General features: G+C 44.6%; 15 protein-coding genes. All 15 read right to left on the bottom strand.

Annotated features, from left to right (window positions below; genetic code table 11):
* Window positions 1-16 precede the first annotated feature (16 nt).
* Window positions 17-1,558, bottom strand: a complete 1,542-nt coding sequence (gene atpA, locus FD974_RS00075) for a F0F1 ATP synthase subunit alpha (RefSeq protein WP_215364698.1) — start codon at window positions 1,556-1,558, stop codon at window positions 17-19.
* 45 nt (window positions 1,559-1,603) lie between these two features.
* Window positions 1,604-2,140: a F0F1 ATP synthase subunit delta gene (locus FD974_RS00070; RefSeq protein ID WP_215364696.1), complete on the bottom strand. Its 537-nt coding sequence runs from the start codon at window positions 2,138-2,140 to the stop codon at window positions 1,604-1,606.
* A gap of 1 nt (window position 2,141) precedes the next feature.
* Entirely contained in the window at window positions 2,142-2,612 is a 471-nt protein-coding gene (locus tag FD974_RS00065) for a F0F1 ATP synthase subunit B (protein ID WP_215364694.1), read from the bottom strand.
* Window positions 2,613-2,675: 63 nt separating this feature from the next.
* Window positions 2,676-2,942: a F0F1 ATP synthase subunit C gene (gene atpE, locus FD974_RS00060; protein WP_012357116.1), complete on the bottom strand. Its 267-nt coding sequence runs from the start codon at window positions 2,940-2,942 to the stop codon at window positions 2,676-2,678.
* Between the two features lie 45 nt (window positions 2,943-2,987).
* Window positions 2,988-3,863, bottom strand: a complete 876-nt coding sequence (gene atpB / locus FD974_RS00055; protein ID WP_215364692.1) for a F0F1 ATP synthase subunit A — start codon at window positions 3,861-3,863, stop codon at window positions 2,988-2,990.
* 38 nt (window positions 3,864-3,901) lie between these two features.
* On the bottom strand, window positions 3,902-4,309 hold the full coding sequence (locus FD974_RS00050; RefSeq protein ID WP_251374603.1) for an ATP synthase subunit I: 408 nt from the start codon (window positions 4,307-4,309) through the stop codon (window positions 3,902-3,904).
* A gap of 156 nt (window positions 4,310-4,465) precedes the next feature.
* A complete protein-coding gene (locus tag FD974_RS00045) occupies window positions 4,466-5,353 on the bottom strand; it encodes a ParB/RepB/Spo0J family partition protein (RefSeq protein WP_215364687.1) in 888 nt (295 codons plus the stop codon).
* Between the two features lie 21 nt (window positions 5,354-5,374).
* Complete coding sequence (locus FD974_RS00040) at window positions 5,375-6,145, bottom strand: ParA family protein (RefSeq protein ID WP_215364684.1); 771 nt, start codon at window positions 6,143-6,145, stop codon at window positions 5,375-5,377.
* Between the two features lie 24 nt (window positions 6,146-6,169).
* On the bottom strand, window positions 6,170-6,832 hold the full coding sequence (rsmG, locus tag FD974_RS00035; RefSeq protein ID WP_215364680.1) for a 16S rRNA (guanine(527)-N(7))-methyltransferase RsmG: 663 nt from the start codon (window positions 6,830-6,832) through the stop codon (window positions 6,170-6,172).
* Complete coding sequence (mnmG, locus tag FD974_RS00030; RefSeq protein WP_215364677.1) at window positions 6,825-8,750, bottom strand: tRNA uridine-5-carboxymethylaminomethyl(34) synthesis enzyme MnmG; 1,926 nt, start codon at window positions 8,748-8,750, stop codon at window positions 6,825-6,827. The genes rsmG and mnmG overlap by 8 nt, the downstream gene beginning before the upstream one ends.
* A 134-nt stretch (window positions 8,751-8,884) precedes the next feature.
* Complete coding sequence (locus tag FD974_RS00025; protein WP_215364674.1) at window positions 8,885-9,109, bottom strand: DUF3717 domain-containing protein; 225 nt, start codon at window positions 9,107-9,109, stop codon at window positions 8,885-8,887.
* An 11-nt stretch (window positions 9,110-9,120) separates the two neighbouring features.
* A complete protein-coding gene (locus tag FD974_RS00020; protein WP_215364671.1) occupies window positions 9,121-9,612 on the bottom strand; it encodes an SET domain-containing protein in 492 nt (163 codons plus the stop codon).
* A gap of 3 nt (window positions 9,613-9,615) precedes the next feature.
* A complete protein-coding gene (gene gyrB, locus FD974_RS00015; RefSeq protein ID WP_215364668.1) occupies window positions 9,616-12,114 on the bottom strand; it encodes a DNA topoisomerase (ATP-hydrolyzing) subunit B in 2,499 nt (832 codons plus the stop codon).
* Between the two features lie 11 nt (window positions 12,115-12,125).
* Complete coding sequence (gene dnaN, locus FD974_RS00010; RefSeq protein WP_215364665.1) at window positions 12,126-13,241, bottom strand: DNA polymerase III subunit beta; 1,116 nt, start codon at window positions 13,239-13,241, stop codon at window positions 12,126-12,128.
* 264 nt (window positions 13,242-13,505) lie between these two features.
* Window positions 13,506-14,933, bottom strand: a complete 1,428-nt coding sequence (gene dnaA / locus FD974_RS00005) for a chromosomal replication initiator protein DnaA (RefSeq protein ID WP_215364662.1) — start codon at window positions 14,931-14,933, stop codon at window positions 13,506-13,508.
* Window positions 14,934-15,062: the final 129 nt, after the last annotated feature.

Here is a 15,062-nt window from a genome sequence, read left to right as displayed (position 1 = left end):
ATTTATGCGAGCCCTCTTAGAAAGAGGCTGAACGCTTGTAATCCTCAATTGCGGCACGCAAAGCAGCTTCGTCATCTTTGCTCAAGTCTTTGGTCTCTTCAATACGACCAACTAAATCAGCATATTTAGATTTCAAATGATCTTGCAAACCTTTTTCGAATGGCAATACGTTCTTCACTTCGAGATCATCAAAGTAGCCATTGTTAACAGCGTAGAGTGAAGCCGCCATTTCCCAAACCTGCAAAGGCTTGTACTGAGCTTGCTTACACAATTCTGTAACACGACGACCGCGCTCCAACTGCTTACGAGTAGCTTCATCAAGGTCAGATGCAAACTGGGCAAACGCTGCTAATTCACGATACTGCGCTAAGTCAGTACGAATACCACCGGACAACTTCTTAATGACTTTAGTTTGAGCTGCGCCACCAACACGTGAAACAGAAATACCGGCGTTAATCGCAGGACGTACACCGGCGTTAAACAAGTCAGTTTCCAAGAAGATCTGACCGTCAGTAATCGAAATTACGTTGGTTGGAACGAATGCAGAAACGTCACCCGCTTGAGTTTCAATAATTGGCAATGCGGTTAAAGAACCAGTTTTACCTTTTACTGCGCCGTTCGTAAATTTCTCAACATAGTCAGCGCTTACACGAGCAGCGCGCTCAAGCAAACGTGAGTGGAGATAGAACACATCGCCAGGATAAGCTTCGCGGCCTGGTGGGCGACGCAAGAGCAAAGAAATCTGACGGTATGCAACAGCCTGTTTTGTTAAATCGTCATACACGATCAATGCATCTTCGCCACGATCGCGGAAGTATTCACCCATTGTGCAACCAGCATAGGCTGAGAGGTACTGCATCGCTGCAGACTCAGATGCACTTGCTGCAACAACTACTGTGTACTCCATGGCACCCAACTCAGTGAGCTTACGAACAACGTTAGCAATGGTAGAGGCTTTTTGACCGATCGCAACGTAAACGCAATAAACGCCTTTACCTTTTTGGTTAATGATCGCGTCAACTGCAACTGCTGTCTTACCTGTTTGACGGTCGCCAATGATCAACTCTCGCTGACCGCGGCCGATTGGAACCATTGCATCAATCGCCTTCAAACCAGTTTGAACTGGCTGACTAACGGATTGACGAGCAATAACGCCTGGAGCAACTTTTTCGATAAAGTCAGTCAACTTAGTATTAATTGGGCCTTTGCCATCAATCGGCTGACCGAGCGCGTTTACAACGCGACCGAGCAACTCTGGACCAACTGGCACTTCCAAAATACGGCCAGTACATTTCACTGGGTCGCCTTCTTTAATGTGGGTGTACTCACCCAACACCACAGCACCAACTGAATCACGCTCAAGGTTTAACGCGAGGCCGATTGTGTTGTTAGGGAACTCCAACATTTCGCCCTGCATAACACCAGACAAGCCATGTACGCGGCAAATACCGTCGGTCACTGAAATTACAGTGCCTTCGTTGCGAAGTTGGGAATCAACACCCATTTCGCTAATTCGGCTTTTGATCAGTTCACTGATCTCGGAAGGGTTGAGTTGCATTACTTACTCCTGGGTCTTATTTCGTATGTTCTTAATAGGGATAACTTATGCGCCAAGACTTGCTTGCATTTGAGCCAACTGTGCCTTAACAGAACTATCCATTACCTCATCACCAACTTGAATGCGTACTCCGCCAATCAAAGATGGGTCAACTTGAATAGTTGGGCGCAATTCTTTACCCCCAAAGCGCTTCTTCAAACTTGACAACAAATCATTTAACGCAGAACCTTCTAAAGGGAATGCGCTTGTAATCATTACTTCTGCTGCGCCTTCGCTCTTGTTTTTCATCGCCTCAAATTGACGCGCAATTTCAGGGACAGCTGCTAAGCGATGGTTTTGATTTACAAGACTCAAAAAGCTTGAGATTTTGCCGTCTAGCTTAGTTTTCACCATGCCAGAAAGCAACTTACTTAAATCATCTGCAGAAACTTTTGGGTTGTTTGAAAGAACAGCTACTTCTGGCAAAGCAGCAAGCTGCGCCAATTCATTTAACTGTTCCAAACAAGCAGCAAGCTCAGCAGGCTTGGCGCTTTGAAAAAGCGCTTCGGCATAAGGGCGTGCAATCGTGGCTAATTCAGCCATATCAAAGTTCTGCCTTTAGTTGATCAAGCAATTGGCCATGCGCTTTTGCATCAACTTCGCGACGCAAAATTTGCTCAGCACCTTTAACAGCCAACACAGCCACTTCTGCGCGCAATACTTCGCGAGCACGTGTTACCTGTTGATCTGCATCTTGCTTAGCTTGAGAAATGATACGAGCAGCTTCAGCTTGTGCATTCGCGCGAATTTCTTCAGCGGACATTTGTGCACGCTTTTCAGCTTCTGCAACACGTTGCACACCTTCTTGGCGTGCCTTAGTTAATTCTTGCTCTGCTTCGTTGCTTGCTAATGCGAGTGCTTCTTTACCGCGCTCGGCAGCAGCTAAGCCGTCAGCAATTTTGCTTGAACGCTCATCTAACGCCTTAACTAGGGGTGGCCACACAAAGCGTGCAACAACCCACCATAAGACGAAGAAAACGATCATTTGCGCGAATAGGGTCGCGTTCAGATTCACGATATTCCTTTCAGTATTGTTGAGAACGGTTGGATGACCCGGTGGTCATCCACGCCAAAACAATTACTTAATAACTGCGAGCAGTGGGTTTGCGAAAGCAAACAACATTGCAACACCAACGCCGATCAAAAACGCAGCGTCGATCAAACCAGCCAATAGGAACATCTTAGTTTGGAGTGGCTCCATCAATTCTGGTTGACGTGCACAAGCTTCGATGTATTTACCACCCATCAATGCAATACCCAAACAAGCGCCAATCGCGCCGAGGCCGATGATGATGCCAATGGCAATTGCTGTGAAACCTTGAATGTTTGCGAGAAATTGTTGCATGTTGCTGACTCCTGAAGTTAAAGAGATAAGTTAAAAATAAAAATCTTAGTGATGGCTATGCGCTTGCCCGATGTAAACCAAAGTCAACATCATAAAAATAAAGGCTTGCAACAAAATAACCAAAATGTGGAAGATGGCCCAAGCTGATCCAGCAATAACATGGCCCACCAATCCGAACAGGGATAAATCTAAATTAAATGTCCATACGCTACCAAGCAATGCGATCAACAAGAACACTAACTCGCCGGCATACATATTGCCAAATAGTCGCATTCCTAATGAAACCCCTTTTGCGAGATATTCGATGATGTTCAAGGCGAGGTTAAATGGCGCCAAATACCACTTTGCGCCAAATGGGGCAGAAACGAGCTCATGCAAGAAGCCCCCAATGCCCTTCACTTTGAAGCTATAAAAGAAGACTAATAGTAAGACAGACATAGACATGCCCATCGTTGCATTGAGATCTGTTGTTGGAACTACTTTGTGGTGCGGAACATGCACACCAAAACTCTCGATGAAATGATTTACGCCCAAGACCCAATCTACCGGCACCAAGTCTAAGGTGTTGAGCAGGATGATCCAAAAGAATACAAATAGAGCAAGCGGGGCAATATAAGAACGATCGCCATGAACAATGCTTTTGGATTGTGTTTCTGCCATTTCCACAATCATTTCAACGAAACATTGGAAGCGGCCAGGAACACCAGGAGTAGCACGACGTGCTGCAATCAACAAAACAAATACTGCGAGCAAACCCATCGCTGAGGCCCAAAAAATAGTATCTAAATTGATGATGCTGAAATCGATGATGGATGACTGAGGTCCACCAGTATTGTTAAGGTTTTGTAAATGCTCTGAAATGTACGCCGTGGGCGTCATTGGCTCAGCTGCCGCGTTGGCTTGGTTTACTTCGCTAGACATCTCTTAAAAGTCCTTAGGTTCAATCTCATTTAATACTTTTAGCGCCACATCCACGCCAGCCACATACACTTTAGGGCTAGCACATAAGTCACCAAAAGCGGGACCCAGAGCACGCCGGGGATTAAAAAAGCCACCCCAATAAACAGCATTAATGTCGCGGCAATCTTAATAAACTCGCCAGAAACTAGTGCTGCCACAAAATTACCTGGATTTAACAGTCGCGATTTTTTTGCAAATTCAAGCCTAATGAGAAATAGGGCTGACGGCAAAGCGCTTATTAAACCACCTAAAAAGGCCGAGTAAGTATAAAGGCTTAACCCTACCGGCTCTCCAAAAAAAGACCAAAACAGCATGCTAAGCGCCGTAACTACAACTTGCGCAAGCAAAATCTTCCAAGGGGACAGGGGGGGATGTTTGAGGGCATTGCTTTCTTGCAATGCGGTCATCTCCGCCTTACTTAAAACCCGAATCGCTTCTTCATCGGGCTCATCCCAATCTTTTGCCTCGGAAAATCGATTTTTTTGAGGAATCAATTTAGCCCCGAGAGTTTAATGTGTGCACTGCAATATGTCAAAGGATTTGGAAACATATTTGTGCCCAATTTAGGCTTCAATACCCAGCTTTTTAAGCAATGAATCCAGTTCATCAAACTGGCTAAATTGGATCCTGAGCTCGCCACCCTTACCTTTTAGCTTAAATTGGGCATTTAAACCTATTAAATCAGCGATTTCGCGTGTTAAGCGGTCCATATCTGGATCATGGGCTGGAGCACCTGCGCCTGCCTTGGCTTTGGTCTTTTTATCGCCAATTTGCCCTCCAGCCAGCGCAAGAGCTGTAGCCATCCTTTCGGCCTCGCGAACTGAAAGTCCTTGTGCAGCGATTCTTTGGGCCAGCGCCACCTGGCTGGCGCCTGGCAGTGGCAATAAAGCGCGGGCATGGCCCATATCAATATCACCAGCCAAGAGCATTGCTTGGACTGGTTTTGCTAACTGGATTAAACGCAATAAATTAGTCACTGCGCTACGCGATTTACCCACTGCCTTGGCAGCTTGCTCATGTGTAAAACCAAACTCTTCAATCAATCTAGCGAGACCTTGTGATTCTTCCAGCGGATTTAAATCTTCACGCTGCATATTCTCAACCAAAGCCATTGCTGCTGCAGCTTGATCATTGGCGCCGGAAACTAAAACTGGCACCTCTTTTAGGCCGGCTAAAGTTGCCGCGCGAAAGCGTCGTTCACCAGCAATGATTTCGTATTTACCGGGAGCAACCAAACGCACCAATAGCGGCTGCATAACTCCTTGCTCACGAATGCTATCTGCCAACTCTTCTAATGCGCCCGCCTCCATCTTTTGACGCGGCTGATATTTGCCGGCTTGCAATGCCGTTAATGGCAAACGATTAATTTCTGCCCCAGTTTCTTTTTGCGCTTTATCACCAAGCAGCGCTTCAAGTCCTCGACCTAAACCTTTTTTCTTAACCACAACCATAGTCTTTTCTTTCTAGATTTTTTACATGTGCTTAATGCGCTCAATCATCTCTGCGCCAAACTCTAAATACGCTTTTGCACCACGCGATGATTTATCAAACGCAACCCCAGGAAGCCCATAGGACGGGGCTTCGGCAAGGCGGACATTTCGGGGAATGATGGTCTTAAATACCTTATCCCCAAAATGCTCAAGCAGTTGCTCTGATACTTGCTGCTGTAATGTCATGCGCGCATCAAACATGACGCGTAATAAACCAATAATGACTAAGTCGGGGTTCAAATTTGCATGCACTTGCTTAATGGTGTTTACCAAATCAGACAAACCTTCCAATGCAAAATACTCACACTGCATTGGCACAATCACGCCATTTGCCGCACACAATCCATTAAGCGTTAGCAAGGACAACGCAGGGGGACAATCAATCAAAATAAAATCATAATCACTTGCGACAACAGCAAGCGCATCCTTCAAGCGTTGCTCACGTGAATCTAAATCCACCAACTCAATTTCAGCGCCAGCTAAATCCCGATTTGCTGGCAACACATCGTAACCAGAACTTTCACAATGTTGTGCACATTCTTTGACTGAAGTAAGTCCAATTAAAACTTGATACACACTGGTATTTAGGTCTGCTTTTTCAATACCAGACCCCATCGTGGCATTTCCTTGTGGATCCAAATCCACCAATAAAACGCGCTGCCCAAGTCCAGCCAAACCAGCGGCTAAATTCACAGCAGTAGTTGTCTTTCCAACCCCGCCTTTTTGGTTTGCAATACAGAATATTTTCGCCATGGTTTTTCTTAAAAAATGTCGTGCCTAAAGGGGTAATTTTCTCATGGGGGCAAGGACCAATAAACGCCTCTCCACTGTCAGATTGGGAATAAATAGGGGCTCATCAGCAATCAAGCGCCAACTATTCATGCAAACCTCTTCAAGCTCCTCATCCGCTCTCTTTGCTTTCATAGCAAAAACTACGCCATCAGGCTTGAGAAGGGGGAGGGAGAGCTCTAAAAATTGGGCTAGATTGGTAAAGGCGCGAGAAATAACAGCATCAAATTGGCCTGGCTGCCGTTTTGCTACAGCCTCTACACGCTCACTTAGCACTGTAATGTTTTTTAAACCCAACTTGCCGCGCACGTGTTGTAAAAAAGCCGTCTTTTTGCGGATGGCTTCAATCAGCGTTAATTGCCAAGATGGTTGAACAATAGATATGGGTATTGCTGGAAGGCCGCCACCCGAACCCAAATCTGCAATTTGAGGGTTGTCCATCGACAAATAGCGACGCATTAATGGTAAAACAGCAATAGAATCAATGAGATGCAACCGCACCGCATTATTCTCACCCTCAATAGCAGTTAAGTTGTGGACCTGATTCCAACGGGTCATTTCTTGCAAAAACAACTCTAGATCACCAATATTTTCTGGGCTTAAATGAAGGCCCAACTTCTCAATGCCTAATGAAAGCAGGGCATTACTCATGGGCTTGTGCTTGAGTGCGCCCCAAACCTTTTTTCAGGTGCACCAACAACAAAGAGAGGGCCGCCGGGGTAACGCCAGAAATTCTTCCAGCTTGACCTAAGGTTTCTGGTTTATGTAAGTTGAGTTTTTGTTGCACTTCTTTGGATAAACCCAACACCTGCGTGTAATCCAACTCCTCTGGCAGCGGATAGGATTCATTGTGCTCTTGACGGGCAATCTCAACTGCCTGCCTATCTATATATCCTTGATATTTAATGGAAATTTCAACTTGGTCACTAATCTGCTGTGCCAAACCCAAATCCTCATCTAAAACTCCTGGGGCCCACATACCATCAGCCAAAGCAGTAATGGCCTCATAAGTAATGCCCGGTCGGCGCAAAATATCAGCCAAACTGCACTCGTGCGATAAATCTTGCCCCAATAGATCTGATAAAACAGTAGCAGAGGCATGTTTTGGGCCAATCCAAATGTCTTGTAGTCGAGATGTTTCACGTGAAACAGCCTCTTGCTTTCTACAGAATACATTCCAGCGATAGTCATTAACTAAACCAAGTTCGCGTCCAACGGTAGTTAAGCGCATATCCGCATTGTCTTCTCGCAGGCTCAAGCGGTATTCAGCGCGACTTGTAAACATGCGATAGGGCTCCTGAACGCCCAAAGTGATGAGATCATCGACCAAAACACCAATATAGGATTCGCTTCGCTTGGGCAACCAAGGCTCTTTTCCTTTGGCAGCTAGACCAGCATTAATACCGGCGAGCATGCCTTGGGCTGCCGCCTCTTCATATCCGGTTGTGCCATTAATTTGACCAGCAAAGTACAAACCAGCAATGGCTCGCGTTTCTAAGCTGTGCCGCAAGTGCCGCGGATCAAAAAAATCATACTCAATCGCATAACCTGGACGAACAATAACGGCGGATTCCAAGCCCCTAATGCTGCGCACCAAGTCCCATTGCACATCAAACGGCAAACTAGTCGAGATTCCGTTGGGATAAAACTCGTTGGTTGTTAATCCTTCTGGCTCTAAAAAAATTTGGTGGCTATTTCTAGAGGCAAAGCGGTGGATTTTGTCTTCAATCGAAGGGCAGTACCTGGGACCAACCCCCTCAATAACTCCGGTATACATCGGGGAGCGATCCAAACCACCGCGGATAATATCGTGGGTTTGCTCATTTGTATGAGAAATCCAGCAAGGAACCTGCTTAGGGTGCTGCTCAGGGCGGCCCAAATAAGAAAAAACCGGCACAGGATCCAAGTCTCCAGGCTGCTCAAGCATCACTGAAAAGTCAATCGTCCTGCCATCAATTCGCGGGGGTGTGCCCGTCTTTAACCTTCCCTGAGGAAGTTTTAACTCTTTTAGTCTGGCGGATAAAGAAATAGATGCAGGGTCTCCAGCACGTCCACCGGCATGGTTATTTAATCCAACGTGTATCTTGCCATCAAGGAATGTTCCCGCAGTGAGTACCACCTTTTTGGCCATAAACTGCAGACCCATTTGAGTAACCACACCCTGAACCTCGTCACCCTGAACCAATAGGTCATCGACGGCAGCCTGAAAAAGGGTGAGGTTTTCTTGGTTTTCTAAGCGACGGCGTATCGCCGCCTTGTACAAAATACGATCGCCCTGGGCGCGCGTAGCCCTAACTGCTGGGCCCTTACTGGAATTAAGAATGCGAAATTGGATGCCGGCCTCATCAGTAGCGGCTGCCATCGCGCCACCCATGGCATCAATCTCTTTAACTAAGTGCCCTTTACCAATTCCACCAATAGAAGGGTTACAACTCATAGCGCCCAAGCTTTCGATACTATGGGTAATTAATAGGGTATCGCACCCCATGCGAGCGGAAGCAAGGGCAGCCTCAGTACCAGCATGGCCGCCGCCAACCACTATGACATCGAAGTTCTTTGAATAACGCATGATTTGCCTCAGATAGGGCGATGATCATAGCATTTTGTTGGTTTCACGTGAAACAAATGGATATCCAAACAACAAAAAATACAATACTATTTATATAAGTATTTGATTTTATTGATATTTTTATATTGAAGGGCTTATTTTGCCTGTGTAAACTTAATATAACCTTCGATTGCGGTCTTCGCAGTCTCATCCAAAACATCGACAGGTATTCTTTGCGCGCCCTGAACAATCATTAAGGCATATGGCTTTGCTAAAGCCGAAGCTTCCAAACAAAGGCGCAATTCTTCACCAAAAGCAGGGGACTTGCTGCGCCAATAATTAATAGCTGCCTCTAAATCCTGAATGCTAATAAACAACATAAGGAGAAATCTTATTTATCGAGGGCCAACATGGTGCCGCGGCATTTCTTGGCACCGCAACGACATTCATAATCTTTTCTCATCTGTTTTGTAATACGCCCCTCAACCCCAAGGGAGTAATCATAGAAAAGCTCTTCGCCAACCTTGAGGTTGCGCTTGGCATAAATAAATACTCGAGGCTTTCCTGAAAAACTATCCTCGCGCGTTTCGCAACTAGGCTTACAAGAATGGTTAATCCAGCGGGCGGCATTGCCACCGTACTTCGCATCGATGCACCTGCCATCCTCTAAAGAAAAATAAAAGGTGTGGTTTGGGTCTTTGGGGTCATGGGGATGGCGTTTCTCAGCCAACTTCCAACTAATGCGCTCGCCCTTGTATTCAATAATGGGGTCACCCTTTTGAATTGGCTCCACCACAAACACACCTTTACCGTGAATAGGTGAGGACCTTACAACAATGCGCGACCTATCAATCTTCGGCAGTTTTAATTTCTTTTTACTCATTCATTAAACATCTAAGTTGCGAGCGATTAGGGCATTCTTCTCAATAAATGCCCGGCGAGGCTCAACCTCATCACCCATTAAGGTTGTAAAGACCTGATCAGCAGCAATTGCATCCTCAATCTTTACCTGAAGCAGTGTGCGCGATCCCGCATCCATGGTGGTTTCCCAGAGCTGAGAGGGGTTCATCTCGCCCAAGCCTTTGTAGCGTTGACGACTCAGAACGCGTTCGGCCTCAGACAACAACCAAGCAAAAGCAGCCCTAAAGTCCTGAATAGATTGTTCTTTTTGGTTTTTATCAGGATCACCTCGACGCACCTTAGATCCTGGCAACACCTTACCCGATAAAACTGCAGCAGCATTAGATAGGCTTTGATAATCGTCACCATGAACAAAGTCAGAGTTAATGGCCGACAGTTTTAAATTACCGTGAATTCGACGAGATAATAAAAGTTTGAAGCGCTCTGTGCGCTCTTCTTTTTGAACAATAACCTCTGGAGGCAACGCCAAGGGGTTTAAAGACTCTGCTAATGCCGCACGAAGTCTTTGAGCAGAATCGTTCGCATCCTTTTCGGTGTCTAGATTTAATTTAGTGCCGGAAGCAATAGCCCGCAAAGCATCCTCATCAATCGTGCGAGACAAACGATCAACCACAGACTGTATAACTTGATAGTGTTTTGCCAACTCATTTAAAGCATCACCCTCAATAACCTCACCAGAGGGAGTTTGCAAAGATGCAGACTCTAGAGCAATTTTCAATAGCAATTGATTTAACTCAGCATCATCCTTAATGTACTGCTCATTCTTACCAAACTTCACTTTATAGAGGGGTGGTTGAGCAATATAAATATGGCCACGCTCAATCAGCTCTGGCATTTGTCTATAAAAGAAAGTGAGTAATAAGGTGCGAATATGGCTACCGTCGACGTCCGCGTCGGTCATGATGATGATGCGGTGATAGCGTAACTTGTCAGCCTTGTACTCCTCAATACCAATTCCAGTACCCAAAACAGTAATTAAAGTAACCACCTCTTGACTGGCCAACATTTTGTCAAAGCGGGCTTTTTCTACATTCAGGATTTTTCCCTTTAACGGAAGAATTGCCTGGAAGCGACGATCACGCCCCTGTTTTGCAGATCCGCCCGCAGAGTCGCCCTCCACAATAAATAGTTCTGATTTGGCTGGGTCTTTTTCTTGGCAGTCCGCCAATTTACCCGGTAAACCCAAACCATCTAAAGCGCCTTTACGACGGGTCATATCGCGTGCTTTACGAGCAGCCTCTCGTGCTCGAGCAGCATCTACAATTTTTCCACACAGAATCTTGGCGTCCGCTGGACGCTCTTGTAAATATGCACTAAGCGCTTCGGCAACAATTTCCTCTACCGGCCCACGAACCTCGCTTGAAACAAGTTTATCTTTTGTTTGACTGGAAAATTTTGGCTCTGGAACCTTAACAGACAATACACAGGCAAGGCCTTCGCGCATATCATCACCAGAAATCTCTACCTTTGCTTTTTTTGCAACTTCATTTTCATCAATATATTTATTAATGACACGAGTCATTGCTGCACGCAAACCAGTTAAATGGGTTCCACCGTCTCGCTGAGGAATATTGTTGGTGAAGCACAGCACCTGCTCACTAAAGCTGTCATTCCACTGCATAGAAACTTCAGCAGTAATTTGCCCACCCAAATCAGAAGGACGAACACCTTCGGCATAAAAAATATTGGGATGTAATACGTTTTTAGTTTGGTTAATGTATTCAACAAAACCTTTTACACCACCAGAAAATGCAAAATCCTCTTCTTGACCAGAACGTTGGTCAATCAACTTAATATGAACTCCATTATTTAAGAAAGAAAGTTCGCGTATACGTTTGACAAGGATTTCATAATGAAACTCTACATTGCCAAAAATTTCTTCATCAGCTAAAAAATGAACTTCTGTGCCAGATAAGGTGGTATCACCAGTAATGGTGATTGGAGAAACCGCAACACCATTTTCTTCCACAATATTGCGATTTTGAATAACGCCACGCGCAAACTCCATGTAGTGCGCTTTACCATCACGGCGAATGGTTAGCTTTAACCACTTAGAAAGTGCGTTTACACAACTAACACCAACACCATGAAGACCGCCAGAAACTTTATAACTATTTTGATCAAACTTACCGCCCGCATGCAGCTCAGTCATCACAATCTCAGCAGCACTTCTTTTGGGTTCGTGTTTGTCGTCGTACTTAATACCAGTTGGAACACCGCGGCCATTATCAACAATTGAAATTGAGTTATCGGTTTGGATAACCACTGTAATTTCAGAGCAATATCCAGCCAAAGCCTCATCAATTGAGTTATCAAGAACCTCAAAAACTAAGTGGTGCAAGCCTGTTCCATCAGAGGTGTCCCCAATGTACATGCCAGGACGCTTACGAACAGCTTCGAGACCTTCTAATATTTGAATTGATGATGCACCATACTGCTCAACTACTTTTTTTTCTTCAGTCATTTTTTTCTAAGTTAAATACGCATTGGCATCACAACATACTTGAAGTCTTCAGAGTTTGGAAGAGTAATTACAGCACTACTGTTTGCATCACCCAAACTAATTTGAATCTTGTCATTTTTTAAGTTAGATAGAACATCTAATAAATAACTAACATTAAAACCAATCTCTACGGAATCACCACTGTACTCAGTTTCTATCTCTTCTTGAGCTTCTTCTTGCTCTGCGTTCGTAGATTGAACAGTAATTTTGTTTGGGGAAAGCGAAAAGCGGACCCCTTTAAATTTATCGGTAGTTAAAATTGCAGCACGCTGTAAAGCTGACTGCAATAAATCTCTACCAACCACTAAAGTGTTTTTATGACCTTTTGGAATCACTCGTTGAAAGTCTGGGAATTTTCCTTCGACTAATTTTGAGATTAATTCGATATCACCAAATGTGAACTTCACTTGATTTGAAGTAAGACTCATCTCCAACATCTCATCTGAGTCTTCAAGCAAGTGTTGACACTCAAGAATGGTTTTACGAGGAATGATAATTTCCTGCCTTTGACCAGAACCCGTAGGTGCCTCTGACAACTCCACTTGTGAATAAGCCAAACGGTGGCCATCGGTGGCAACGGCGATTACCTGTTTTCCCTCAACAACCAACAGCATGCCATTTAAGTAATAGCGAATATCTTGCTGTGCCATCGCAAAATGTACCTGGCTGACTAATTGTCGAAAACTCTTTTGGGTCATCTTCCAGTTGGCGGTAACTTCACCAACGCTTTGCATTACAGGGAATTCTGTTGCAGATAGGGTTTGCAGAGAGAAACGGCTCTTACCACTTTGCACAACCATCTTGTTGTCTTTAAGATTTAGCGCTACTGGACCTTCTGGTAGTGCGCGCAAAATATCTAATAATTTTCGGGCGGCAACAGTAGTGGTGACATCTTCAGAACCAACGCCAAAAGTAGCATTGGTTGTAATTTGAATTTCAATATCCGTAGAGATAAAAGAAACCTTATCAGCCTGTTTTTTAAAAAGCAGGTTTGCAAGAATCGGTAAAGTATGACGACGCTCGACAATACCGCTAACAACCTGAAGTGGTTTTAACAAACTATCACGCGAAGTGTTTACTAGTTGCATTGCTTTTAAATCCTTGTATATATCTTATTAGTAGTAGTAATAAGGTTTGTTATTTCGGTGGATAAGTCAAAAACTGTATATAAAACAAACCACTAAACCTAAAAAAACCTGTGGACAACTTTTGTATAAACACTGCATAAATAGTGGATAACCTTTAATCAACACCCTATTTTTGCATGAAGCGCTAACTTTCCACAATTTATCCACAAGCTATCCCTAAACTTATCCACTAAACCATCCACAACCTTATCCACAGGGATAGATTTAAGATTTTAAGGTCTGTTCAATCACGTGGATCTCATGGTTAAGCTGCCCATCATGTGTGCGCTCCTCACCAATTTTACGAACGGCATGTAATACGGTGGTGTGATCTCTCCCACCAAACAATTCACCAATTTCCGGCAGGCTTTTTTGAGTCAACTCTTTAGCCATAAACATGGCAATTTGCCGCGGTCTAGCAATATTGGCCGGCCTCTTTTTGGAGTACATGTCTGCAACCTTAATGCTATAAAAATCCGCAACCGCTTTTTGAATGTTTTCTACTGAAATTTGACGATTTTGGATTGATAAAAGGTCTTTTAGGGCAGTCCTGGCAACATCTATGGTGACTTCTCTGCCGTGGAAGCGTACAAATGCCAAAATCTTCCGGAGTGCGCCCTCTAGTTCACGAACATTGGAGCGTAGGTGTTTGGCTACAAAAAATGCTACATCTTCACTCATGGGAATGCCTTCGCTGAGCGCTTTTTTCATCAAAATAGCAACCCGCATTTCAAGCTCGGGCGGTTCTATTGCGACGGTCAGACCAGAATCAAAGCGCGATATCAAACGATCGTCGATACCAGCCATCTCTTTTGGATAGGTATCACTAGTAATAATTACCTGGGCTTTATTGCTTAATAAAGCCTCAAAAGCATAAAAAAACTCCTCTTGAGTCCTGGACTTACCGCTAAAAAACTGAATATCGTCAATTAAGAGCAGGTCTAAGGAGTGGTAATACCGTTTAAATCGATCAAAAGCCTTTTGTTGATAGGCACGCACTACATCAGACACGTACTGCTCGGCATGGATGTAGCGAATTCGGGCGCCCGGTTTTTCTTTCAGCAAGTGGTTTCCGATTGCATGAATAAGGTGGGTTTTTCCCAAACCAACCCCGCCATATAAAAACATTGGGTTATATGAGGTGCCGGGGTTGTGGGCAACCTGAATTGAGGCGGCCCTAGCCAATTGGTTTGCCTTGCCCGTTACAAAAGTTTCAAAAGTCAGGTTTGGGTTTAGTTTTGAATGGTCTTCAATCTCAAAGGTTTGCTCTTCTACCTCTATCGAGATGTTATCTTGGACTACAGGGCTGTCGGGGCTGATGACTTCCTTGGGCGCGCTTGAATTGGTGGTTTGTGTTCCAGAGCCCTCAACATCTAAGACAAAAGACAGAGCAACCGGGTGGCCAAAGTATTGCCCAGCAAGATCTTGAAACCGATCTGCAAAAGTTTTCTTAATCCAGTCTAGCTTAAATCTATTTGGGGCTCCCAATACAAGTGACTGCTCACTTTCATCATAAGAAACCAGGCTTAGTGGCAAGATCCAGGTTTTAAACTGTTGGGGTGAGAGTTCGCGGGCCAAGGTGGCAAGCGCGTTATCCCAGAAACCCAGAGGGTTAAGTGAGTTCAATGTGGGGGGATTCTGTAAATTACTCATATTTTTGGAGGATCCATTGTAGCGATCGATCAAAGTTATCCACAAGCAGAAAAAAGGTGGAAAAGCTGTGGATAACTTGTGTACAAAAACTAAAAATCTAACAAAAACAATGGCTTGCAATATATTCAA

Source organism: Polynucleobacter sp. es-EL-1, assembly GCF_018687975.1.
Taxonomy (GTDB): domain Bacteria; phylum Pseudomonadota; class Gammaproteobacteria; order Burkholderiales; family Burkholderiaceae; genus Polynucleobacter.
The sequence above is the reverse complement of the archived record's forward strand: the minus strand, read 5'-3'. Positions and strand labels throughout refer to the sequence as shown.